The sequence below is a fragment of the Marinobacter sp. H13 genome (assembly GCF_059072335.1).
Window position 1 is genome coordinate 778811 of the sequence record NZ_JCACRU010000001.1, and the last position, 22756, is coordinate 801566.

22 protein-coding genes are annotated in these 22756 nt (G+C 58.2%); 6 read left to right on the top strand and 16 right to left on the bottom strand.

The features are described 5' to 3' along the window. The first annotated feature begins 16 nt into the window (after nucleotides 1-16). Genes AC5JQH_RS03645 through cmoB form a run of 3 tightly spaced genes read left to right on the top strand, consistent with a single transcriptional unit; the run spans nucleotide 17 to nucleotide 2149 of the window. Nucleotides 17-385: a PA3694 family proteiin gene (locus AC5JQH_RS03645; RefSeq protein ID WP_008170074.1), complete on the top strand. Its 369-nt coding sequence runs from the start codon at nucleotides 17-19 to the stop codon at nucleotides 383-385. Continuing rightward, nucleotides 378-1154 carry a carboxy-S-adenosyl-L-methionine synthase CmoA gene (cmoA, locus tag AC5JQH_RS03650; protein ID WP_493805310.1) on the top strand — a complete coding sequence of 259 codons (777 nt, stop codon included), beginning with the start codon at nucleotides 378-380 and terminating at the stop codon, nucleotides 1152-1154. The genes AC5JQH_RS03645 and cmoA overlap by 8 nt, the downstream gene beginning before the upstream one ends. 2 nt (nucleotides 1155-1156) lie before the next feature. Further along, the gene (cmoB, locus tag AC5JQH_RS03655; protein WP_193364066.1) at nucleotides 1157-2149 is read left to right on the top strand and encodes a tRNA 5-methoxyuridine(34)/uridine 5-oxyacetic acid(34) synthase CmoB; all 993 of its coding nucleotides are present in this window, start codon (nucleotides 1157-1159) and stop codon (nucleotides 2147-2149) included. Between the two features lie 54 nt (nucleotides 2150-2203). Here the strand turns inward: cmoB and AC5JQH_RS03660 are convergent, their stop codons facing one another. The 11 genes from AC5JQH_RS03660 to AC5JQH_RS03710 form a co-directional block, all read right to left on the bottom strand. Continuing rightward, the gene (locus AC5JQH_RS03660; protein WP_008170068.1) at nucleotides 2204-3499 is read right to left on the bottom strand and encodes an adenylosuccinate synthase; all 1296 of its coding nucleotides are present in this window, start codon (nucleotides 3497-3499) and stop codon (nucleotides 2204-2206) included. 83 nt (nucleotides 3500-3582) lie between these two features. Beyond that, nucleotides 3583-4764 carry an ATP phosphoribosyltransferase regulatory subunit gene (locus tag AC5JQH_RS03665; protein ID WP_062781852.1) on the bottom strand — a complete coding sequence of 394 codons (1182 nt, stop codon included), beginning with the start codon at nucleotides 4762-4764 and terminating at the stop codon, nucleotides 3583-3585. A 175-nt stretch (nucleotides 4765-4939) separates the two neighbouring features. Beyond that, nucleotides 4940-5815, bottom strand: a complete 876-nt coding sequence (hflC, locus tag AC5JQH_RS03670; protein ID WP_008170064.1) for a protease modulator HflC — start codon at nucleotides 5813-5815, stop codon at nucleotides 4940-4942. 2 nt (nucleotides 5816-5817) lie between these two features. Continuing rightward, on the bottom strand, nucleotides 5818-7005 hold the full coding sequence (gene hflK, locus AC5JQH_RS03675) for an FtsH protease activity modulator HflK (protein ID WP_053112707.1): 1188 nt from the start codon (nucleotides 7003-7005) through the stop codon (nucleotides 5818-5820). 83 nt (nucleotides 7006-7088) lie between these two features. Then, nucleotides 7089-8387: a ribosome rescue GTPase HflX gene (gene hflX / locus AC5JQH_RS03680; RefSeq protein WP_482902572.1), complete on the bottom strand. Its 1299-nt coding sequence runs from the start codon at nucleotides 8385-8387 to the stop codon at nucleotides 7089-7091. A 118-nt stretch (nucleotides 8388-8505) separates the two neighbouring features. After that, the gene (hfq, locus tag AC5JQH_RS03685; RefSeq protein ID WP_008170056.1) at nucleotides 8506-8757 is read right to left on the bottom strand and encodes an RNA chaperone Hfq; all 252 of its coding nucleotides are present in this window, start codon (nucleotides 8755-8757) and stop codon (nucleotides 8506-8508) included. Nucleotides 8758-8790: 33 nt separating this feature from the next. Continuing rightward, nucleotides 8791-9795, bottom strand: coding sequence for a tRNA (adenosine(37)-N6)-dimethylallyltransferase MiaA (miaA, locus tag AC5JQH_RS03690; RefSeq protein ID WP_482902624.1), 1005 nt, complete (start codon nucleotides 9793-9795; stop codon nucleotides 8791-8793). A 28-nt stretch (nucleotides 9796-9823) separates the two neighbouring features. After that, nucleotides 9824-11734, bottom strand: coding sequence for a DNA mismatch repair endonuclease MutL (gene mutL / locus AC5JQH_RS03695; protein ID WP_008170053.1), 1911 nt, complete (start codon nucleotides 11732-11734; stop codon nucleotides 9824-9826). A gap of 20 nt (nucleotides 11735-11754) precedes the next feature. Next, complete coding sequence (locus AC5JQH_RS03700) at nucleotides 11755-13113, bottom strand: N-acetylmuramoyl-L-alanine amidase (protein WP_493805311.1); 1359 nt, start codon at nucleotides 13111-13113, stop codon at nucleotides 11755-11757. A 38-nt stretch (nucleotides 13114-13151) separates the two neighbouring features. Further along, nucleotides 13152-13649 (bottom strand): tRNA (adenosine(37)-N6)-threonylcarbamoyltransferase complex ATPase subunit type 1 TsaE, encoded by a 498-nt coding sequence (gene tsaE, locus AC5JQH_RS03705; RefSeq protein ID WP_092031013.1) that lies wholly within the window; start codon nucleotides 13647-13649, stop codon nucleotides 13152-13154. After that, nucleotides 13646-15199, bottom strand: a complete 1554-nt coding sequence (locus AC5JQH_RS03710; RefSeq protein WP_493805312.1) for an NAD(P)H-hydrate dehydratase — start codon at nucleotides 15197-15199, stop codon at nucleotides 13646-13648. The genes tsaE and AC5JQH_RS03710 overlap by 4 nt, the downstream gene beginning before the upstream one ends. 147 nt (nucleotides 15200-15346) lie before the next feature. On the opposite strand from AC5JQH_RS03710, the gene queG reads away from it, so the two are divergent. Beyond that, nucleotides 15347-16426 carry a tRNA epoxyqueuosine(34) reductase QueG gene (queG, locus tag AC5JQH_RS03715; protein ID WP_493805313.1) on the top strand — a complete coding sequence of 360 codons (1080 nt, stop codon included), beginning with the start codon at nucleotides 15347-15349 and terminating at the stop codon, nucleotides 16424-16426. On the opposite strand, the gene orn is transcribed toward queG, so the two are convergent. Next, nucleotides 16421-16963: an oligoribonuclease gene (orn, locus tag AC5JQH_RS03720; protein WP_092031015.1), complete on the bottom strand. Its 543-nt coding sequence runs from the start codon at nucleotides 16961-16963 to the stop codon at nucleotides 16421-16423. The genes queG and orn overlap by 6 nt on opposite strands. 253 nt (nucleotides 16964-17216) lie before the next feature. Between orn and rsgA the strand changes: the two genes are divergently transcribed. Further along, entirely contained in the window at nucleotides 17217-18272 is a 1056-nt protein-coding gene (rsgA, locus tag AC5JQH_RS03725; RefSeq protein ID WP_014577800.1) for a small ribosomal subunit biogenesis GTPase RsgA, read from the top strand. Nucleotides 18273-18287: 15 nt separating this feature from the next. Here rsgA and motB read toward each other — a convergent pair whose 3' ends face one another. Next, entirely contained in the window at nucleotides 18288-19247 is a 960-nt protein-coding gene (gene motB, locus AC5JQH_RS03730) for a flagellar motor protein MotB (RefSeq protein ID WP_273044735.1), read from the bottom strand. A gap of 31 nt (nucleotides 19248-19278) precedes the next feature. Beyond that, complete coding sequence (motA, locus tag AC5JQH_RS03735; RefSeq protein WP_008174118.1) at nucleotides 19279-20130, bottom strand: flagellar motor stator protein MotA; 852 nt, start codon at nucleotides 20128-20130, stop codon at nucleotides 19279-19281. A gap of 174 nt (nucleotides 20131-20304) precedes the next feature. On the opposite strand from motA, the gene asd reads away from it, so the two are divergent. After that, the gene (gene asd, locus AC5JQH_RS03740; protein ID WP_008174116.1) at nucleotides 20305-21159 is read left to right on the top strand and encodes an archaetidylserine decarboxylase; all 855 of its coding nucleotides are present in this window, start codon (nucleotides 20305-20307) and stop codon (nucleotides 21157-21159) included. 15 nt (nucleotides 21160-21174) lie between these two features. Here the strand turns inward: asd and epmA are convergent, their stop codons facing one another. Continuing rightward, nucleotides 21175-22143, bottom strand: a complete 969-nt coding sequence (gene epmA / locus AC5JQH_RS03745) for an EF-P lysine aminoacylase EpmA (RefSeq protein WP_008174115.1) — start codon at nucleotides 22141-22143, stop codon at nucleotides 21175-21177. Nucleotides 22144-22150: 7 nt separating this feature from the next. Further along, nucleotides 22151-22726 (bottom strand): elongation factor P, encoded by a 576-nt coding sequence (gene efp / locus AC5JQH_RS03750; protein WP_008174112.1) that lies wholly within the window; start codon nucleotides 22724-22726, stop codon nucleotides 22151-22153. Between the last annotated feature and the right edge of the window lie 30 nt (nucleotides 22727-22756).

Here is a 22756-nt window from a genome sequence, read left to right on the forward strand (position 1 = left end):
TTGATTTGAGGTATGCATGAGCCAGAATGAGGCCCGTTACACCGTCCGTAGCCTGATCGTAACCGCTGTGGTTGCGGCTATTGGCACCGTTCTTGTATTGGAGATGAGCGGCAGGATCAACCACAGCGAGAACAAGGATCATATGCCTGTTGGCGATTTCCAGGCCATCCATGTAACCGAGGAGGATCCGTTTCGCATGTCGCCCAAAGCCTCGGAACTGCACGCCGTTTGCGAAAATGGTTACCTGGCAATTGCCGCCGATGTGGATCCCTCGTTCCGGGGAATCCTGGTGGACTATAAAAATCGCGGCGTACGCTGCTCAAGGCCCTCCCCAACCGGGCCTGCCGTTCTGCCCGCCCCCGAGACTCCGGACACCAATGAATAAATCCCGCAAGCCGTCGGAGGCACCCGAGCAGATCACGGACCGGCTGTTTGCCACAGAGCGCCGGCCGGAGGACTTCCGATTCGACGCATCGGTGGCAAGGGTGTTTCCGGACATGATCCGGCGCTCGGTGCCGGGCTACACCACCGTCATTCCGATGATCGAGGTTATCTCGGAGCAATATGCCCAGCCCGCCACCAACTGCTATGACCTGGGCTGCTCACTCGGCGCTTCCACGCTGGCAATGCGCCATGGTATCGCCAATGCGGACTGCAACCTGATCGGAGTGGATAACTCGAGCGCCATGATCGAACGCTGCGAGCATTACATTGCACTGGACGACAGTGCGCTCCCCGTTACCCTCAGGTGCGAGGATATTCTGGACACCGAGCTGAGTAATGCCTCGGTGACCACTCTGAATTTCACCTTGCAGTTTGTCGATCCGGAGAAGCGGGCCGGCCTGCTTGCGCGCATTGCTGATGCCACGCGTCCTGGCGGTGTCCTGATCCTGTCGGAGAAAGTTCGCTTTGAATCTGACGACGAGCAAGCCATTCAGACCCGACTGCATCACGAATTCAAGCGCGCCAACGGCTATTCGGATCTTGAAATAAGCCAGAAACGCACGGCGATCGAACAGGTGCTGATTCCCGAAACACTGGCTGCGCACAAGGCGCGCCTGTTGTCGGCAGGTTTCGATGACGTGGTGGTGTGGTATCAGTGCTTCAACTTTGTTTCCATGCTCGCCATAAAGGCCAACCAAACCACCGAATGACCATGGCAGACTTTGACTGGAAAGCCCGGTTCGGGCCTATCATCGATGAACTTGAGAAAGACGGCCTGGAGCATTGGGCGACGCAACTCCAACAGCAACTGACCCACCGCTTTGAGGACCGCCCCCACGGCGATCTCGATCGCTGGCAAGCTGCCCTTGACCAGCTACCCGGTCTGACTCAGATAGACGCGCAACTGGACCAATCCGCGGTAACCCTGACCTCCAGGCAGCCCCTGACCGTGGCACAACGGGAGCAACTGGAACTCGGATTACGCGGCCTGATGCCCTGGCGCAAAGGCCCCTTCGACTTCTTCGGTACGTACATCGATACCGAATGGCGCTCTGACTGGAAATGGGACCGCGTGTCGCCTTACCTTTCAGACCTTTCCGGTCGTCGCATACTGGATGTGGGTTGTGGCTCCGGGTATCACTGCTGGCGCATGCTGGGCGAAGGCGCGGGTCGGGTGATCGGCATCGACCCGGGGTTGCTGTTCCTGTTCCAGTTCTTCAGCGTCAAGGACTACCTCGGTGATGTCCCGATAGACCTGCTGCCCGTTCGGATGGAAGACCTCCCCGCCGACCTTGAAACCTTCGACACCACCTTTTCCATGGGGGTTCTCTATCATCGGCGCTCACCGCTCGATCATCTGCTTGAACTGAAGGGGACGCTTCGCAGGGGCGGGGAACTGGTGCTGGAAACACTTGTCGTTGAAGGCCCTGAGGGCTTCAGCCTGATGCCCGAGGATCGCTATGGGCAGATGCGGAACGTCTGGTTCCTCCCGTCCTGCGACACACTGCTGCGCTGGTTGGACCGCACCGGCTTCCGGAATGCCCGGGTGGTCGATGTCACCCCTACGACCACAGACGAACAGCGAAGCACCGACTGGATGCGTTTCAACTCCCTCCAGGATTTTCTGGATCCGAACGACCCCTCAAAAACCGTGGAAGGATACCCGGGGCCGTTGCGTGCTACCGTGATTGCCGAGAAGCCCTGAACACAAAAAAACCGCCGTGCCTTTTAAGCAGGGCGGTTTTTTTAACGTTGGCGATTACTCGCCGAACGGGTGACGCAATGTAATCGTCTCGATACGATCCGGACCAGTAGATATCACATCGATCGGCGCTTCGATCTGCTCTTCCAGGAAACGGATGTAGGCCTTGGCGTTCTCCGGCAACTGATCAACGCTGGTCAGGCCAACGGTGCTTTCGCTCCAGCCGGGCAGTTCCTCATAAACCGGCTCGATGTCCTTGTAGCTGTCGCAGCCGATGGGCGGCCGGAAAATCTCGCCGTTAGGCGTCTTGTAGCCTACGCAAACCTTCACGGTTTCCAGTCCGTCCAGCACGTCCAGCTTGGTCAGACAGATACCGGACACACTGTTGATCTGGATGGCGTGGCGCAGAGCCACCGCATCGAACCAGCCACAACGGCGGGCGCGCCCGGTTGTAGTGCCGACTTCGTTGCCCTTCACCGCCAGGTGGTTGCCCATATCGTCGAACAGTTCGGTCGGGAACGGTCCGGAGCCTACACGGGTGGTATACGCCTTGGTGATTCCCAGCACATAGTCGAGGAACAGCGGGCCGAAGCCGGAACCGGTGGCCGTGCCGCCAGCGGTGGTGTTGGAAGAAGTCACATACGGATAGGTGCCAAGATCGATATCCAGGAGCGAGCCCTGGGCACCCTCGAACAGGATATTCTCTCCACGCTTACGGAAATCATGCAGCATGTCAGTCACGTCTGCCGCCATGGGCAAAATTTCCTCGCCCATCTGCTTCAGCTCTTCCAGTGCGGCATCAATGTCCTCAGCCTCTTCCTTGAAGTACTCGGTCAGGATGAAGTTGTGGTATGACATGATCTCCCGGAGCTTCATTTCGAAGTCGGCGGGATTGCACAGATCGCCCAGGCGCAGGCCACGACGGGAAACCTTGTCTTCATAGGCCGGGCCAATACCGCGACCGGTTGTGCCGATCTTGTCGACACCACGAGCCCTTTCACGGGCCTGATCAATTCGAACATGAGTACGCAGAATGATCGGGCACGCCAGACTGATGCGGAGGCGATCGCGAACCGCCACGTCATTGGCTTCCAGCTCGCGCACTTCTTTCAGCAGAGCCTCGGGCGACAGGACAACACCGTTGCCGATGAGGCAATAGACGTGTTGCCGCAGAATGCCGGAAGGAATCAGGTGAAGCGCTGTTTTCTTGCCGTCAATTACCAGGGTATGACCGGCATTGTGCCCGCCCTGGAAGCGGACAACCGCTGCAACCTTGTCGGTCAGCAGGTCAACAATCTTACCCTTGCCTTCATCACCCCACTGGGTGCCCAGCACAACAACATTTTTACCCATGATTCTCTCTCAATGCGGCTGCCCCGCAGGACAGGCGTTTCGCAAGTTTACCTGTAAATGAATTCACCGAGGCCCCGGGGGCATCAGCCCAGCTTCTGCACAACCCATTGGCCACCCTGTTTGACCAGCTCACGGTCACAGCCTCTGGCGGCAGGGTTAACGCCCTCGTCTTCGGGAAGGGCACGAACAACGGTTTCCGTCATTCTCAGACCGGAGATCACGCCTTCCAGGGCGGGGTCGTCATCCGCCGGCGCCCAGACAGCGCCGGCACTGCGAGTCACGCGCTCGCCAAGAGAGACGAGCGAGCGAATATCAAGACTGAACCCCGTTGCCGGGCGGGCGCGGCCAAAGTCACTTCCAATCGCATCATAACGGCCACCCTTGGCCACGGAATCGCCGTGGCCCGGCACGTAGGCTGCAAACACCAGGCCCGTGTGGTAGTTGTAGCCACGAAGCTCACAGAAATCGAATCCGAAGCTGATATCCGGGTAATCCCTTCCCAGCATGTCAGACACACGCCCAAGCTGGTCGAGTGCCGCGTCCAGGCTGTCAGAGGCACCCTGCAGGATCCGACGGGCCTCGTTCAAGGCTTCCGGGCCACCACTGACCCGGGCAAGCTCACGCAAACGAGCACCCGCAGAGCCTGGAGGGCATTGACCGAGCAGTTGATCAAGCTCCGGCACCGATTTGCGGGCCATGGCATCAAAAATGGCGCTCTCCGTATCCCGATCAAAGTCCGCCTCGCCGATCAGACTCTCATAGATGGCAACGTGAGCCAGATCCAGATGGATACGGGGCAAGCCGGCAACCCTGAGGGTTTCCAGCATCAGGCTGATCACTTCCATATCCGCTGCTTCGGAGCCACTGCCAAACAGTTCGCAGCCGGCCTGAATCGGTGTTCGACCTGTCAGCATGTGCCTTGGGCGGGTGTGGAGTACGTGCCCTGCATAGCAAAGACGGGTGATCCCTTCCTGGCCCAGGGTATGGGCATCAATGCGCGCCGCCTGAGGCGTCATATCGGCGCGAACACCCATCATCCGCCCGGTCAACTGATCGGTGAGCTTGAAGGTCTGAAGCTCCAGATCGTTTCCGGTTCCGGTAAACAGGGATTCGAGATATTCAATGAGCGGTGGGATTACCAGCTGGTAGCCCCAGCGCTGGCAGGTATCCATTACATCCCGACGCAGGGATTCGATCCGTCCGGCCAGTGGGGGAAGAATGTCCTCTACCCCGTCTGGCAGTAACCAGCGATCAGATACTGTCATGAGATTCCGTTGTCCGTTATATCCGCTCCGGCACAGGTGGCTGGGGGGATCACACAGGATTTAAGGCGGCACTCGGCAAAAGCCCGACACAAAACCGGCAGAATTTTACACGGTTGCCGGGCACAAAAAAACCGGAATACAGAGGTATTCCGGTTTTTGGTCTCAACGTGCAGGGTTAACGGGCACCCTGCGGATCGTTCAGGAACTTCATGAACGCGCTGTTGGAATCAATCACCATGATGTCATCCTTGCTCATGAAGGTATTGCGGTAAGCCTGCAGGCTCCGGTAGAAGCTGTAGAATTCCGCGTCGGAGCCGTAGGCATCGGCGTAGATTCTGGCCGCTTGACCGTCACCTTCACCCCGGGTTTCTTCTGACTGAGCGAAGGCTTCCGCGAGAATAACGGTTCTCTGACGATCCGCATCGGCGCGAATACCTTCGGCCAACTCCCGACCCCGCGAACGGAATTCCTGAGCCAGTTTCTCACGCTCGGTCGCCATCCGACGGTAGACGTTTTCGCTCACCTGACCCGGGAATTCGATAGCCTTTACACGAATGTCGAGAACCTCGATACCGAATTCGTTCTGGGCAGTCTGGTTTACGCGATCCCGCAGCGTGTGCATCAGCTCATCCCGCTGGCCCGAGACCACTTCGACCATGGTCCGGATACCAAACTCGTCCCGCAGGCCGTTATCAACACGGGAGGACAACAGGGACTGAGCGCGGAACTCGTCACCGCCGGTCGCTCGATAGAACTGGTCCACATCACGGATCTTCCAGGCAATATACGAATCCACATCCAGCGGTTTCTTCTCCACGGTCAGATACTGCCGCGAGGGCAGATCCATGGTGAGAACCCGGATGTCGAATTCACGAACCTGGTCGATGACCGGAACCTTGAAATGGATACCGGCCTGGATATCGGTCTCTACCAGCTCACCGAACCGGAGCAGAACACCCCGATGGGTTTCCGGAATGATGTACACACTGGACAGTACCAGCAGGACAACGATCAGGGCGCCTGCAAGGCCCACTACACCTTTAGGTCCCATAATTATCTGCTCCTCCGAACGGTAGTATCCTGCCTGCTTCGCAGTTCCTGAAGAACCTGATCAGTCAGGGTCTGGATGTCCACGTTGCCCTGGTTGTTGCCGGAGGATGATCCACCGGTACGGGGCAGCGAGCCCTGGGTCAGTCGATCAAGCGGCAGGTACATCATGTTGCCACTGCTCTCCGTATCAACCAGGATCTTGCTGCTGTTAGCAAGGACTTCTTCGACCGTCTGTAAGTACAAACGTTCGCGAGTGACTGTCGGAGACATCTGATAGACGGCCAGTAGCTCAAGGAAACGCGAGGTCTCACCACGGGCCCGCTCGATCACCTCTTCCTTGTAGGCGTTGGCTTCTTCGATCATGCGCTGGGCCTCACCACGAGCCTCCGGAACGATCCGGTTGCGGTAGGTTTCAGCTTCTTCCTTCACCCGCTGCTCGTCCTCACGGGCCCTCTGGACTTCACGGAAGGCATCCTGGACCGCTGGTGGTGGCTGGGTGCTTTCAACGTTAACCCGCACCAACTCCAGACCAGTGCCGTATTCCCGCAGGAACATCTGGAGCCTTTGCTCGACCCGCACGGCCAGTTCTGCACGACCTTCGGTCAGTACGTCGTCGAGTGTCGAGCTACCGACCTCGTGACGGATCGCACTATCCGTTGCAAAGGCCAGCGCCTGGTTGGAGTCACGCACATTCAGCACGTAGGCTTCTGCGTCGCCAACGCGGTACTGCACCTGGAGGTCAACCGTTACCAGGTTTTCGTCCTGGGTCAGCATCTGGCCACTGGACTCAGCGGTACGCACGTTAGTCACGCGGACCTTGGTGACACTATCGATCAGTGGCACCTTGAATCTCAGGCCAGGATTCTCGGTCTGGTGGTATTCACCGAAACGGAGAACCACCGCCCGCTCCTGTTCGTCCACGGTATAGAAGGACTGGAAGATGACATAGCCGACCACCAGTATGGCTGCCAGTGCGAGAATCGCACCAAAACCACCGGCGCTGCCGCCGCTACTGCCACCGCTGCCGCCGGACTTGCCACCCTTGCCGCCCAGCATCTTGTTGAGCTTGTCGAGACCTTTTTTCAGCGCCTCATCGAGGTCTGGCGGCCCCTGATCATTGCCGCGTCGACCACCACCGGTACCCCAGGGGTCATTGTCGTTACGGTTTCCACCCGGTTCGTTCCAGGCCATAGTGCTCTCCGTTACTGACTTATAAATAGAATGACTGCAAATACTAGGGATTTATCTCCGCCCCGGCAATAGCCGCTGCGGTTTCAGGCGTGACCCACGTCCAGCCTGACTGACTTTTCATTCACACCGGCGCGGCTCAGCAGCTGATGCCAATCCCGGTTCTGCAGGCGCACCTCAACCACCGTGTCGCCGGTATCCCGGTATTCCTCGCTGATCACCGATCCTGCCTCATGCAAAAGTGCACGCAGTTTGCCATCCGCGGGACCCAGCAGGACAAAGTGGTGAACGACGTCTTCGGCCACACGCTCCACGATCGCATCGAACAAGCCGTCCAGGCCTTCGCCAGTAACCGCGGAAACCCACGCTCTCACCGGGATACCCTCTTCGTTGCGCTCAACCCGAGGCGTGAAATTTTCAAGCAGATCAATCTTGTTGAACACCTGCAGCATGGGAATGTCGTCCGCCCCGATCTCCGCAAGCACTTCCTCAACCTGCTCAATGTTCTCCTCGCGGCGCGGGTCATGGCTGTCGATGATGTGAAGCAGCAGCGTCGCCTGCGTTGTTTCCTCAAGCGTCGCCCGGAACGCCTCAACCAGCTTGTGCGGCAGATGCCGGATGAAGCCCACGGTGTCCGCCATTACGACCGGCCCGACATCCGGAAGTTCCAGCCGCCGCAACGTCGGATCCAGCGTGGCGAACAGCTGGTCTGCAGCATATACGGAGGAAGTGGTAATACGGTTGAATAAAGTGGATTTACCGGCGTTGGTATATCCAACCAGCGATACGGTGGGGATGTCAGCCCGCTGACGGGCCCTGCGGCCCTGGTTGCGCTGGCGACGAACCTTTTCCAGACGCTTGTGGATAGACTTGATGCGCTCCCGCAAGAGCCGGCGGTCGGTTTCCAGCTGGGTTTCACCAGGCCCGCGCAGCCCGATACCACCTTTCTGTCGCTCAAGGTGGGTCCAGCCCCGAACCAGTCGCGTGGACATATGCTCGAGCTGCGCCAACTCTACCTGAAGCTTACCTTCGTGAGTCCGTGCCCGCTGAGCGAAGATATCAAGAATCACACCGGTGCGGTCCAGCACACGGCACTTGAGCTCGTGCTCAATGTTGCGCTCCTGGCGTGGGCTCAGTGCATGGTTGAACAACACCACATCCGCTTCGTTCGCCGCTACTGCATCACGAATTTCTTCCAGCTTGCCCTCACCAACGAAAAATCTGGGGCTGGGCTGCTTGCGGGACCCGGTAACGGTTGAGACAGGCTCAACACCGGCAGAGGTGACCAGCTCCCGGAACTCACCGGGGTCTTCGGTACCATCGTAGGCAGTAAAATCGATGTGGACGAGGACCGCGCGCTCACCGACATCAGGACGTTCAAACAATTGGCATCAACTCCGGGGTAAACACATGATGAGGGTCATAAAAACAAACACCCGCAGCCACAAGACCCCTTGTCGGGATCCTCTGGAACGCGGGTGGCAAGATCGGGAAACGGATGGATCAGTCTTCAGACTCGCCCTCTCCTCCCGGAGCCTGCTGCGGAATGCGGACATTTCGGGCAGGAACCACAGTGGAAATAGCGTGCTTGTAGACCATCTGGCTGACAGTATTTTTCAGCAAAATCACGAACTGGTCGAAAGACTCAATCTGGCCCTGAAGCTTGATACCGTTGACCAGAAAGATGGAAACCGGAATGCGTTCCTTGCGCAATGCATTGAGGTAAGGGTCTTGTAACGAATGCCCTTTTGACATGTGTTTTCTCCTGTTTTTAGTAAATGCAGATCGTCATTTGTCAAAATTAAATGTGGTGCGAAGTCGGATTTTTTTCAAGGCTACCTCAGCGATATGTTTGTCGCCGCTGTCCAGCCAGTCCAAATCTGACCACTTGCGCAACCAGGTCAACTGCCGCTTCGCCAGTTGGCGTGTTGCTGCCACTCCCTTGCTGACAAATGTCTCGTAGTCGTCTTCCCCGGACAAATAGCTCCAGGCCTGGCGATATCCGACACAACGCATGGAAGGGAGATCAGGGTGCAGGTCGTCCCGGATCATCAGAGCCCGAACTTCATCAACGAACCCCGCCTCCAGCATTTTTAGAAACCGCAGGCGAATACGCTCATGAAGCACCCGCCGCTCAGGCGGCGTCACGGCAAGTTGAATTACAGTATACGGAAGCAAAGATGTTTCGTCTGCCTGCCAGCGAGTGAAATAGGTGTAATCCTCAATGTCGCCGACCTGCGCCACTGCCGTCGTTTGCTCACAGCCACCCTGATCGGCTCGCCAGAACTCCGAAATCGGCTTGCCGGTAAGGCGCAATACCTCCAGGGCCCGCATCAGACGCTGCCGGTTGTTCGGATGGATCCGCTCGGCTGCCACCGGATCACTGGCCCGCAGCTCTTCATGCAAAGCCTCCCAACCCCGCTCCTCTGCCTCCTGCTCCAGCGCCCGTCGTACGTCGGGGCTGGCCGATGGCAGACCGGACATTCCATGCAGCAACGCTTTGAAATACATCATGGTGCCGCCGACTAGAAGCGGGATCCTGCCTGCGGCCGTTATTTCGGCCACGGCGGTCAGCGCGTCCCGACGGAAATCCGCAGCGGAGTATGTTTCCGCCGGATCGCAGATATCAATCAGCCTGTGGGGCGCCCGCGCGAGCTCTGCGGCCGTGGGTTTGGCCGTTCCGATATCCATACCCCGATAGATCATTGCGGAATCTACGCTGATGATGTCGCAAGGCAGGTGGTCGCAGAGCGCCATGGCCAGGTCTGTCTTTCCGGAAGCCGTGGGCCCCATCAGAAAGATGGCAGGAGGCAGTGACACCTCAGCGCCCCCGGAGAAACAGCTTGTCCAGCTCAGACATGGTCACCAGGGTCCATGTCGGCCGGCCATGGTTGCACTGGCCACTGCGCTCGGTCGCCTCCATGTCCCTGAGCAGCGAATTCATCTCCGGAATGGTCAACTGCCGGTTGGCACGCACTGAACCATGGCATGCCATGGTGCCGAGCAGCTCATGCGTCACCGCCTCGACACGATCACTCTGACCGTGCTCAATGAGATCCGCCAGAACGTCACGCACCAGCTGTTCTGTGTCAGCACCCCGCAGAAGCGCGGGCACCTGCCGCACAGCGAGGGTTTCCGGACCAATCCGCTCAATCTGGAGACCAAGCTTCTGCAGTTCTTCACCGTGACTCTCGGTCAGGGCGGCTTCTTTCTGGCTGACCGCCAGCGACAGCGGCACCAGCAACGGCTGGCTTTTAAGGTCCTGCTCGGCAAGCGCCCGCTTCATTCGCTCATAGGTAATGCGCTCGTGGGCCGCGTGCATGTCCACAACAATGAGCCCCGCACGACCCTGGGCAAGAATATAGATCCCGTGCAGCTGGGCGATGGCATATCCGAGCGGCGGCTCCTGGTCACTGTCTGCAGGCGGTGTTGGCATTGGTGTGGCGGCGCGATCGCTTACGGGCATAGCCTGCTGTCCGTCGCTTCCGCCACCGGCATTCAGGGACTGATAAAACGCCATCTGATCGCTGGCGCGCCACTCCTGTTGGGGCTGCGACTGTCCGCCAAAGCCGGCGCCTGAGCTGCCGGGGTAACCATAGCTGGATACCGATGGCTGGCCGTTCCAGCCCGCCTCTGCAGAGGCACCGGTGGACGGAACGGCTTCCTGACCCTGGGTGACTGCTTCGCGACCAAAGGACTGCGCCACCGCGCCGCGGAAATGATCGTCCGGCCGGACATCGGCCAGCGCCTTGTGCAGGGTTCTGAAGATGAAATCGTGAACCAGCCGACCATCCCGGAACCGGACCTCGTGCTTGGTCGGGTGGACGTTTACATCGACGGTGGCGGGGTCGACTTCCAGATACAATACAAACGCCGGGTGCCGGTTATTGTAGAGTACATCCCGATAGGCCTGGCGCACGGCATGAGCTACCAGGCGGTCACGAATAACGCGGCCGTTGACGAAAAAATACTGAAGATCGGCCTGGCTGCGCGAAAATGTGGGAAGAGCGACCCAACCCCAGAGGCGCAGCCCGGTGGCCTCCGCATCAATAACCACCGCGTTATCGATAAACTGCTGGCCGCACAGGGATCCAATCCGACGCTCGCGATCGAGGGCCGATTCCGCTGGCCTGAGGCTTTGAACGACACGCTGGTTATGGCGCAACGTGAAGCCAGCATCGAAACGGCTCAGCGCCTGGCGCCGCACACATTCTTCGACGTGATTGAATTCTGTCTTTTCAGTACGCAGGAATTTGCGGCGAGCCGGGGTGTTAAAAAACAGGTCGCGCACTTCAACGGTCGTTCCGACCGGATGCGCTGCAGGCGAAATTCTCGCGTCCATTTCCCGGCCCTCGACCTCGACCCGAGAGGCCGCTTCCTGCGACTCGGTCCTTGAGGTCAGGGTAAGACGAGAGACAGAGCTGATACTGGCAAGCGCTTCTCCCCGGAAACCCAGGGACGCCACGGCTTCCAGATCGTCCAGACTGGCAATCTTGCTGGTCGCATGGCGGCTTAGCGCCAGGGGAAGATCGTCTTCCTCAATACCACTGCCGTCATCCCGAACTCGAATCAGCTTGACGCCGCCCTGCTCCACCTCAACATCGACGCGGTTGGCGCCGGCATCCAGGGCATTTTCAACCAGTTCTTTGACGACAGACGCGGGGCGCTCAACCACCTCACCCGCGGCAATCTGGTTCGCGAGCCGCGGTGACAGCAATCGAATGGGGGGCATGTTACAGAAAAACCTCTTGATCAGGACGCGGGAATACGAATGGTTTGCCCTACCATAACACGGTCGTCCCGAAGGTCGTTAAACTGCATCAGCTCACTGACGGTCGTCTGATTTTTCCGGGCCACGCCGGATAGCGTGTCTCCACGCTGTATCCGATAGTGGCTGATGCTGTTTCCACCCTGGCGATTCTGTTTTTGCCACGCCAGCAGGGTTCCAGGCGGGGGCGTTTTCTGGAAGTAGTCATCTATGCCTTTCATGATGGCGCCGGCCAGCTTGTTGCGATACCACTCAGTGGCCAGGTTTTTCTCTTCCTGGGGATTCGATACGAAGCCTGCTTCCACGAGGATGGAGGGAATATCCGGTGATTTCAGAACCGCAAAAGCGGCCTGCTCAACGCCAGGCTTGTGCAACTTCGCCACGCCGCCCAATTTGCCCAGGACCGAACTGCCAACCCCCAGACTGGCGTTGATACTGGCCGTCATGGAGAGGTCCAGCAGAACACCGGCAAGCATGTCGTCACGGCCATCAAGGGACAGCCCGCCGGCACCGCCGATCAGATCCGACCGGTTCTCACTATTGGCCAGCCAACGGGCGGTTTCACTGGTGGCGCCCCGTTGGGAAAGGGCGAAGACAGAGGCACCTTTGGGTTGTGGTGTACGGAAGGCGTCGGCATGGACCGAGACGAACAGGTCAGCGTTGTATTTCCTGGCCAGAATCTTGCGATTGCGAAGGCCAATGTAGTAGTCCCCGGTTCTGGTCAGCTTGGCGGTATAACCCGGCCGATCATTGATGAGGTTGGCCAGGGTTTTCGCCATTTTCAGAACCACGTCCTTTTCACGGGTTCCCCGCGGACCAATAGCACCCGGATCTTCCCCGCCGTGCCCGGCATCAATGACCACAATAACGTCCCGCTTCCCTGATGAATCCTGGGTCACTGTGGGCGTTGTCGCCTTTTCCAGCCGGCTACCGCTTTCATCAATCAGGTCGACCACCAGTCTGTGGCCGTACTGCTGATTCGGCTCGAGCTGAAAACTCCGCGGTTTGATGTCAGCCTTGAGATCCAGAACGACGCGCAAATCGGTGCCGTTTCTGGGGGCACTGCGGATTCTCTTGATCGGACTGCCGGAAAGGTCCAGACCGGAAAAATCGGTCTTCAGGTTGGCATTCTTGAGATCGATCACCAGCCGCGCCGGGCCGCTCAGGGAGAAAATGTTGTGCTCCACCTGCCCGCCAGTGTCCAGCACCAGCCGGGTATGATCGGGCGCGGGCCAGATACGGGCGCTCTCGACCTGTGTCGCCGCCGAACCGTGAAACGCCAATGTCACAAGCAATAGCGCAATCGGCCAGACCAGTTGTTTACTCAGCTTTGCACAATTCATAAAGCTTACCTGCCAGTTTATTCCCGGTTCCGGGCTCACTATGACGCCGGACCAATCAACTCCAGTTCGTTCAGCACCCCGGCGCCCGGCTCTGAGCGGGCCCTGAGGACTACAGAGCGCCCCTCTCCCCGGGTTTCGAGATGAACCTCCAGGTCCGGCTCGGGCAATATGCCCTTGCCTCTCTCGGGCCACTCGATCAGGCACAGGTTTTCGGCGGAAAAATAATCGCGGATGCCCATGTATTCCAGTTCTTCGGCGTCGCCCAGGCGATAAAGATCAAAATGGTATGTCGGTGGATTCAGAGTCTCGTAGGGCTCTACCAGGGTATAGGTCGGGCTCTTTACGGCCCCCTCATGACCCAATCCGCGCATGACGCCCCGACTGATGGTGGTTTTACCCATGCCGAGCTCACCATCCAGATAAACAACCAGGCCATGGCCAGACTCCACGACGGTCCTGGCCAGTTCCCGACCGAGATGCTCGGTTTCGGCCTCGTTCTCCAGAAAAACCCGACGCTCGTTACCCATTATGCTCATAACGATTCAGCCCCCGGACTCCTTTCAGATTCCCGAAACACCAACGGCAGCGCATCGATGACATCGGTCGGTATCAGCCCGATAAACCCCGTGGTTCTCGCAGCACGGTCAGCCGCAGCAAGGTGCACGGATGCGCCCAGCACGGCCGCTTTCTGTCCGTCACCAATCTGAGCCAGAACAGCCGCAACAATACCTGAGAGCACATCTCCCATTCCGCCAGTCGCCATTCCGGGATTGCTGCCGCTGATGATATCCAGGCCGCCGTCCTCAGACGCGACAACGGTGCCGGCGCCTTTCAAAAGCACCGTGCCGCCATACAGCGTCTGCAGCTTTCTGGCGGCGGCCATCCTGTCTGCCTCAACCTCGGGCACCAGGCAATTCAGCAACCTGGCCGCCTCGCCCGGATGAGGAGTCAGGATGTGATTATCCGCCGGGATGGCTACCCGACCAGACAAAAGGTTCAGCGCATCCGCATCCAGCACCCTCGGCTTGCCGCTGGCAACCACCTGCTCGAGCATCTGCTGGCCCCAGGCGCTTCGCCCGATACCCGGGCCACACACGACAACCGAGGCAGCATCAAGCAACGTCGGCAACTCCGAGCCATGAATCAGGCCATGAACCATGACGGATGGACATCTTGCCAGGGCCGCTGTCACATGCTCGGGGCGGGTCGCCAACGACACGAGCCCAGCACCCGATCGCGCCGCAGCCTCTGCCGCCAGCAGACCGGCCCCACCGAAGCCGCGATCACCCGCAACCACCAGCACATGCCCGAATCTTCCCTTATGGGCGTTGGCAGGCCGGGGTGGTAGCCAGGGCATCACAGAACCCCAGTCACGACGGCGGGCGATGGGCTTCTGGCCGCTACCGGCGATACCCTCGTCGGTATCCAGAGATTCGAAAACCACCTCGCCGCACACTGCTGCACCTTGCCCCGTGAACAAGCCAGCCTTGAGCCCGATAAAGGTCACTGTTCTGGCCGCTTTAACTACATCCCCCTCGGCCGCTCCAGTGGTCGCATTAAGCCCGGAGGGCAGATCCACCGCAAGGACAGGCGCTGAAGCGCTGTTACACCGGCTTATCAGAGTCGCAAACGGTTCCCGGGGGGCGCCGGACACGCCAGTACCGAGCATGGCATCAACAATCAGGCCCGCGCTGGCAAACAGATCATCCAGCGATGACTCTCCGAGAGCCTCGAGGTCAAGAACATCTACACCGTCCGCCAGGGCCTTTTGCCAGGCTTTACGGGCGTCGCCGGACAATTTGCCGGTTGGCGCAACCGCGACACAGCTGACGTCCAGATCGTGCCTTTTCGCACTTGCCGCGACCAGGTAACCGTCACCACCGTTGTTACCCGCACCGCACAGGACCAGCACCGAGCCGCAGTTTGGCCAATGCCGTACCAGGCAGCGAAAAGCGGCGTGGGCGGCGGACTGCATCAGTTCAAAACCATCAACACCTTGCTGATCAATCACATAGCGATCGATCTGCCTCACCGCATCGGCGGAAAACAGTGCGTCTGGTAGACTGTGCCCAGCGGACGGCGGCATGAACCTTTGCTCCCGTTACAGAAACCGGTTTAAGAAAATTGGCCAGATACCTGTAAAGCATAGCAAAACAGTAGAAAAGGTCATAACTTAATCAGATTAAATATCCGTACACGGGTTCAGCACCGAATTCCAGCATCGGCAGTCACTATGAGCACCACAGCAACCTGTACCACGACACACCCGGAACTTGCGGATCTGCCGTCGCTCATCCGCCGGTGGGCAGCTGAATTCGGGTTTGCCGATGTGGGCATTACCAAGGCGGACACGGGCGAGCACGCCGACCATCTGAAGGACTGGCTTGCGGCAGGTTACCAGGGCGAGATGGATTACATGGCCCACCACGGTGACAAGCGCTATACGCCTGCCTCTCTGGCGCCGGGCACCACGCGGGTTATATCCGTGAGAATGGACTATTTGCCCTCACCAGACAGTCCGAAAGAAGCGCTTACTAACCGGGAGGGTGCTTATGTCACGCGTTATGCGCTGGGTCGGGATTACCATAAACTGATCCGTAAGCGTCTTGCACAGCTGGCAGCGAAGATTGATGAGGCCGTTAGCGGATACGATTACCGGGCTTTTGTAGACAGCGCTCCGGTGCTGGAACGCGCACTGGCGCAGAGAGCAGGCCTCGGCTGGATCGGCAAGAACAATATGCTGATTCACCCGAAGGCCGGCTCGTTCTTTTTCCTCGGGGAAATCTTCACCAGCGCCCCCCTGCCCATTGATGAACCCTTTGAAACGGATCATTGCGGCAGCTGTTCGGCCTGCCTCGACCTTTGCCCGACGGACGCCTTTGTTGGCTCGCACAAGCTTGATGCCCGGCGTTGCATCAGCTATCTAACCATCGAGCTAAAAGGGAGTATCCCAGAGGAACTCCGGCCGCTGATGGGCAACCGGGTTTTCGGTTGCGATGACTGCCAGTTGGTGTGTCCATGGCAGAAGTTCAGCAAACCAACCAGCGAAAAGGACTTTCAACCGAGGCACGGACTGGACAACAGCTCGCTGGCAGAGCTTTTTCTCTGGACCAAGGAGCAATTCCTCAAACGCACCGAGGGCTCTGCAATTCGGCGAACAGGCTACGAGGGCTGGCTCCGCAACCTGGCGGTCGGGCTGGGCAATGCGCCGTCAACCATTCCGGTAATTGAGGCCCTGAAAAAGCGCGCGGACCACCCTTCCGAGATGGTCCGCGAGCACGTCCAGTGGGCTCTGAAGCGGCATGGCCTATAGCTTGAAGAACTGTTCCCGGTAATGACGCAGTTCGTTGATGGAGTCCCGGATGTCGTCGAGTGCAAGGTGGCTACCTTTCTTTTTTACGCCGGCGAGGACATCCGGGCGCCAGCGGCGGGCAAGTTCTTTCACTGTGGATACATCGAGATTCCGGTAATGGAAGAAGTCTTCCAGTTCGGGCATGTATTTGACGAGGAACCGGCGATCCTGGCCAATGCTGTTGCCGCACAGGGGTGACTGGCCCTTTTCTACGTGTTTTTTCAGGAATTCGATGGTCTGCTGTTCGGCTTGAGACTCGGAGATATCGCTTTCCTGAACGCGCTTGGTGAGTCCGCTTTCACCATGGGTACGGGTACACCATTCGTCCATGGAATCCAGAAAGGATTGTGGCTGATGGACGGCAATAACCGGTCCTTCCGCGACAATATTGAGTTCCGAATCGGTGATAATTGTGGCCATTTCGATGATCCGTTCTTTTTCCGGATCCAGGCCTGTCATTTCCAGATCGATCCAAACGAGGCGATTGCCTTCTGCCATTTTGTTACCAACCTTCTAAGTGCGGTGATAGTGGGGCTGGGTCCGGCTTTCCGGAAACCGCTACGAGCACATCCATGTGCGCATGGCGTCGGCCATCCATGGCCGCCGACATTTCCGGAAAGCCGGACCCAGCCCCACTGCGAAATCAGGTGATATACCTTGAACGTCTCGGCATTGCCCAAGCCGAGTAGCTACGATTGCAGTATGATGGCACACCAAGGGCGAAACTTTCATCTGGTTATCCGGGACATAAATGGCAAAACGGCGACTGAACAAACAGCAGCAATTCCGCATCAAGAAAGTCCAGGAGGAGCGTGCGGCCCGGGCGGCGCGCAAGGAGAAGAAGGTTCAGGAGCAGGCCGACGCCGGCGAGCTCGGGCCAGAGCAGGAAGGGCTGGTTATTGCTCACTACGGGCAACAGCTGGATGTCGAAGCGCTTGAAGGCGACCAGGAAGGCGATGTGGTTCGCTGCTTTGTTCGGGCCAACATTGATAGCCTGGTAACTGGCGACAAGGTTGTCTGGCGGCCGGGTAAGAATGAGACGGGGGTTATCGTTGCCCGCAGTGAGCGCCGCAATCTGCTGCAGCGGCCGGATAATTTTGGTGCCCTGAAGCCGGTGGCCGCAAACATTGATCATATTATTCTTGTGATTGCGCCGGAGCCGGAACCTCACGATAACCTGATTGACCGGTATCTGGTTGCATCCGAGATCACAGACATTCCGGCAGTGATTCTGTTGAACAAGACCGATCTGATCACCGACAGCAACCGGGAGTACATCGACGCGCTTCTGGGCCGGTATGAGGCCCTGGGCTATGAGGTGGTTCGAACGTCTGCGGCTGAGTCCGGTGATAAACCTTCGCCAGAGGTTGAGGCACTGGTGAAGGATCAGACCAGTGTGTTTGTGGGGCAATCCGGGGTGGGCAAGTCATCCATTATCCAGACACTGATGCCCGATGAGGCCATTCGCGTGGGGGCTGTGTCGGAGAGCACCGGCAAGGGGATTCACACGACAACCACGGCTAAGCTGTTCCACCTGCCGCTAGGAGGCGATCTGATTGACTCGCCGGGGATCCGTGAGTTCGGGCTCTGGCATATGACAGCGCAGGAGATCGAGTATGGCTTTCGGGAAATTCGGGAGGTGATCGGCACCTGCAAGTTCCGCAACTGCCGGCACATGGGTGACCCCGGTTGCGCCATCGACAGAGCTGCGGAGGAAGGGAAAATCAGCCCGGAGCGGCTGAAAAGCTTCCACCGGATTCTTCAGGATATGACGGAGCAGCAGGCCCGCGGGCTGAAGCTGGACTGACAGACCCGAGCGGCCTTACCAGTTGAGTTCGCCAGGGGCCGGCTCTTCTTGTTCCTGCAACCATTCCCCGCTTTCCAGACGCTCACGGGCCGCCTCCCGCTCCGCCTCGGTCGGCTGGGTCAGATCAATCAGGGGCTCATCTGACTGGCCGGCAGTGCTCTGAATATTATCGACGGTCTTCTTGTTCAGAACGATAATGGAGATGCGGCGATTCACCGGCGCGTTCGGGTCTTCGTTGTCGAACAGTACGGAATCACTCAGGCCAACCACGCGAGCAATCTGCTGCTGACGCACACCCCCTGCAACCAGCGCTCTTCGGGCGGTATTTGCCCGGTCTGCCGATAATTCCCAGTTCGTGTAACCCGGCCGGCCGCTAAATGGCGTGGAGTCGGTGTGCCCGGTAATACTGAGCTTGTTGTTCACTGAACCCAGAGTTTTCGCAAGCTCAAACAGAATATCCTGAGAGTAGTACTTCAGCTCGGCCCGGCCGCTGTCGAACATGGGGCGACCGGAGCGATCGACGATCTGGATCCGCAGGCCCTCGTCGGTTATATCGATCAGCAACTGATCCTTGAACTCCTGCAAAGTCTCATCCTGCTTGATTTGCTCCTTCAGCTCCTGAAACAACTCCTGCATACGTCGCTGTTCAAGAGTTTCAGAGAGCTCATCCACCACTTCGTCTTCAATCTGGATCTGGCTCGATTCGATATCCGGACTCGCCTCGTTGACGACCGAGGCACTGCCCTCAAGGTCCACAGGGTTTGGAGAACCACCCTCGGTAAAGCCAACGGGATCCCGGAAGTAACCCTCAACCGCTTTTTTTTGCTCCGGCGATGCCGTAGCGGTTAACCACAGAACCAGAAAGAAAGCCATCATGGCGGTGGCGAAATCGGCAAACGCGACCTTCCAGGAGCCACCGTGATGGCCACCTGCAACAACCTTTTTCCGTTTGATGATGATCGGCTGTTCTTCCACGAATCGGCTCCGGGTTCAGATGAGGGCGGTGTTACTTGGAACGAACGTGATCATTAAGCTCCTGGAACCCAGGGCGCTTATCCGTGGGCAACGCCTTGCGGCCAAACTCAATGGCCATCTGGGGTGCTTGCCCGGAAACCGTCGCCACAATCGCTGATTTGACGCACTCGTAAGCCTTCAGCTCATACTTCGCAGCGTGTTCCATGGCGATAGAAGCAGGACCCACAAAACCATACCCCATGAAAATACCCAGAAAAGTACCCACCAGTGCTGCAGCCACACTGAGACCAATTTTTTCCGGGCCTTCAGTGAGAAAGTTCATGGTAATTACGATACCCAGCACCGCAGCGACGATGCCAAGCCCCGGCAGCGCATCGGCGATTTTGTTGACCGCGTGAGCAGGCTCCTCAAGCTCGTGCTGACGACTGTCGATCTCATTCTCCATCATGCCTTCCAGCTCGTGGGTCGCCATATTTCCGGAGCTGATGATGCGAAGGTAGTCCGTGATGAACGCGAGCAGTTCCTTGGACTTCATGACGGCTGGATATCGACTGAAAATCTGGCTTGCCTCGGGATTATCGATGTCCTCCTCGATCGCCATGACGCCTTGTTTACGGGATTTATCGAAGATCTCGTAAAGCAGACTCAGCAGATCCATGTAGAAAGCCTTTTTATAGGGTGAGCCTGTGAGTAACTGGACTCCCTTACCAAAGACTTCTTTGAGCGTATGGACGGGGTTAGCAATGATGAACGAGCCCAGAGCCGCCCCGAAAATGATTAACACTTCGGTTGGCTGCCAGAGCACCATCAGATTGCCGCCGTGGAGAACATAGCCAGTCAATACGCTGGCCAGAACAATAATCGAACCGACGATCAGTAACATAGAATCTACGCACGCCTTATTTTCTTGGTTATCGGCCGGAGCCGGAAGCTGTCACGCAAAAGGTGACACGATAATAGCAAGGCCGCGTCATAACCGCGAAGCCATGAAACAATTTCTATACAGGTAGCAGTCTTTGGTAAACTTCGCGCCTTTGAGCGCAAAGGATCACATCTAATGTTCGACAAGCTTTTTGTTCTTAGCCAGTACATCACGCCGCAACTGGGGGTATCCAACCTCGCCGGCCGTCTGGCGGACAATGACCGCTCCCCTGCGCTCAAGAACCGGGTTATAAAATGGTTTATCGGCCGCTATGGCGTTGACATGAGCGAAGCCGCCGAGCCTAACCCTGAAGCCTACGCCACGTTCAACGATTTCTTCACCCGGGAGCTGAAGCCTGGCATCCGCCCCCTGGCGGACGGCGAAAAAACCCTGGTCAGCCCCGTTGACGGCGCCATCAGCCAGCTCGGCCAGGTCACCGGAGACCGGGTTTTCCAGGCAAAGGGCCAGTCGTTCAGCCTGAGCGAGCTGCTCGGTGGCGAAGAGGCGACCACAGCCCCGTTTGCCGATGGCGAATTTTCTACAATCTACCTCTCGCCCAAGGACTATCACCGGATCCACATGCCGATGGCCGGCACGCTTCGACAGATGATCCATGTTCCCGGCAAGCTTTTTTCGGTCAACCCGGTAACCGCCGAAAATGTCCCGAATCTGTTCGCCCGCAATGAGCGGGTTGTCTGCATCTTCGACACCGCCTCCGGCCCCATGGCCCTGGTACTGGTTGGCGCCATGATTGTCGGCAGCGTGGAAACCCGCTGGGCAGGCGTTGTTGTGCCCGGCAGACGGCAGGTCACATCAACACTGTACGAAGGCGAGCAGGCCATCACCTTCGATAAGGGTGAAGAAATGGGCCGGTTCCGCCTGGGCTCCACTGTGATTGTGGTTATGCCAAAAGGCGCCGTCAGTTGGAACAGCAATCAGGTGGCCGGCAAAACCGTTCGCATGGGCGAGGCGTTCGGCGCCCTGGCGTGATCAAGTTCCGCAGGCTCAAGCCCGCTCGAACGGAAACGCCAAGACCTCACGGATGTCCTGGACTCCCAGCTTGAGCATCAGCAGCCTGTCCAGCCCGAGTGCGACACCGGAGCACTCGGGCAAACCCTGATCAAGCGCAGCGAGAAAAGCCTCATCCAGCTCCATTTCAGGCTTTCCGGATCGGCTGCGAAGCTCGTTATCGGCCTCAAAGCGCAACCTCTGTTCTCTTGGATCGGTCAATTCCCAGTAACCGTTACAAAGCTCCAGACCATCTACATAGAGTTCAAAACGATGCGCGGTCTCATAACCGTTAGACTTCGAAACTCTAGCGAGAGAAGCCTGCGAGGCTGGATATCCCGTTATGAAAACGGGCCTGCCCCGTCCCAGATTCGGCTCCACGGCAAAACTCATCAACAGATCGAGGCAGCCATCCCGACCAAGGTCCGCCAATTGCTCTGGCTCCAGCCACTCCTCACAGCGGCGCATCAGTTCAAGGTCCGTCGCTGCGAACGGGTCAATGTGCGCCCATCGCCTGAGGGCATCGCGATACTGAATGATTTCCGGCCGCTCGCATCCCAGCCAGCCGCAGACAAGGTCCGACACTTCAGCCATGAGCGTCACATCGTCAAAGCCTGTCCGATACCATTCGAGCATGGAGAATTCGGGGTTGTGACGACGCCCCTGTTCGCCATTGCGGAACACCCTGGAGATCTGAAAAATGGATCCACAGCCGGCCGCAAGCAATCGCTTCATGTGGTACTCGGGAGACGTCTGGAGCCACCCGCCTTTGCGTGTGCCGGCAGAAACCTGCGCGGGGATGCCGTCAAGATTGACATCAGTAACGCCACATCGCCCAAGCACCGGGGTTTCGACCTCCAGCACTTCTCGCTTCGCAAAAAAGCCGCGCACAAACGCCAGTTGTTGTGCGCGGCTTTTCAGGGCAGCCTGCGAGGCAGAGGGCTGCCAGACAGGTTCGCGGTTCATGACCGGATCAACTGCTCTTTACCCGGCTCACGTACTCGCCAGAGCGGGTATCCACCTTCAGGACTTCGCCGATGGTGATGAACAGGGGTACGTTGACAACCGCACCGGTAGAGAGTGTTGCCGGCTTGGAACCACCCTGGGCGGTGTCACCTTTCATTCCCGGATCGGTATCGACCACCTCAAGTTCAACGAAGTTGGGGGGCGTTACAGACAGCGGCGAGCCGTTGTAGAGCGTTACCGTATAAACGTCCTGCTCTTTCAGCCACTTCAGCGCGTCGCCAACCGCTTTGGCATCAGCCGGGTACTGCTCGAAGGAACCGTCAGTCAGCATGAAGTGCCAGAATTCACCGTCGGTATAGAGGTATTCCATGTCCTGATCAATGACATCTGCGGCTTCCAGACTTTCGCCGGACTTGAACGTGCGCTCCCAGACCCGGTTGGTCATGAGGTTACGCAGCCTTACCCGGTTGAAGGCCTGACCCTTCCCGGGTTTGACGAACTCATTCTCGAGAATGATGCAGGGGTCGCCATCCAGCAAAACCTTAAGACCGCCGCGAAATTCGTTGGTAGAATATGAAGCCATGAAATGTCCACCTGACAAAATGCTGTTTAG

Coding starts and splice junctions, on each gene's coding strand:
- AC5JQH_RS03665 (WP_062781852.1), bottom strand. CDS start 4,764: ATGACAGTATCTGATCGCTGGTTACTGCCAGACGGGGTAGAGGACATT.
- AC5JQH_RS03700 (WP_493805311.1), bottom strand. CDS start 13,113: ATGAATTGTGCAAAGCTGAGTAAACAACTGGTCTGGCCGATTGCGCTA.
- mutL (WP_008170053.1), bottom strand. CDS start 11,734: ATGCCCCCCATTCGATTGCTGTCACCGCGGCTCGCGAACCAGATTGCC.
- efp (WP_008174112.1), bottom strand. CDS start 22,726: ATGGCTTCATATTCTACCAACGAATTTCGCGGCGGTCTTAAGGTTTTG.
- hflC (WP_008170064.1), bottom strand. CDS start 5,815: ATGGGACCTAAAGGTGTAGTGGGCCTTGCAGGCGCCCTGATCGTTGTC.
- motA (WP_008174118.1), bottom strand. CDS start 20,130: ATGTTACTGATCGTCGGTTCGATTATTGTTCTGGCCAGCGTATTGACT.
- orn (WP_092031015.1), bottom strand. CDS start 16,963: ATGGCAGAAGGCAATCGCCTCGTTTGGATCGATCTGGAAATGACAGGC.
- cmoB (WP_193364066.1), top strand. CDS start 1,157: ATGGCAGACTTTGACTGGAAAGCCCGGTTCGGGCCTATCATCGATGAA.
- asd (WP_008174116.1), top strand. CDS start 20,305: ATGTTCGACAAGCTTTTTGTTCTTAGCCAGTACATCACGCCGCAACTG.
- AC5JQH_RS03710 (WP_493805312.1), bottom strand. CDS start 15,199: ATGCCGCCGTCCGCTGGGCACAGTCTACCAGACGCACTGTTTTCCGCC.
- hflK (WP_053112707.1), bottom strand. CDS start 7,005: ATGGCCTGGAACGAACCGGGTGGAAACCGTAACGACAATGACCCCTGG.
- AC5JQH_RS03660 (WP_008170068.1), bottom strand. CDS start 3,499: ATGGGTAAAAATGTTGTTGTGCTGGGCACCCAGTGGGGTGATGAAGGC.
- epmA (WP_008174115.1), bottom strand. CDS start 22,143: ATGAACCGCGAACCTGTCTGGCAGCCCTCTGCCTCGCAGGCTGCCCTG.
- queG (WP_493805313.1), top strand. CDS start 15,347: ATGAGCACCACAGCAACCTGTACCACGACACACCCGGAACTTGCGGAT.
- AC5JQH_RS03645 (WP_008170074.1), top strand. CDS start 17: ATGAGCCAGAATGAGGCCCGTTACACCGTCCGTAGCCTGATCGTAACC.
- miaA (WP_482902624.1), bottom strand. CDS start 9,795: ATGGGGCCCACGGCTTCCGGAAAGACAGACCTGGCCATGGCGCTCTGC.
- tsaE (WP_092031013.1), bottom strand. CDS start 13,649: ATGAGCATAATGGGTAACGAGCGTCGGGTTTTTCTGGAGAACGAGGCC.
- hfq (WP_008170056.1), bottom strand. CDS start 8,757: ATGTCAAAAGGGCATTCGTTACAAGACCCTTACCTCAATGCATTGCGC.
- cmoA (WP_493805310.1), top strand. CDS start 378: ATGAATAAATCCCGCAAGCCGTCGGAGGCACCCGAGCAGATCACGGAC.
- rsgA (WP_014577800.1), top strand. CDS start 17,217: ATGGCAAAACGGCGACTGAACAAACAGCAGCAATTCCGCATCAAGAAA.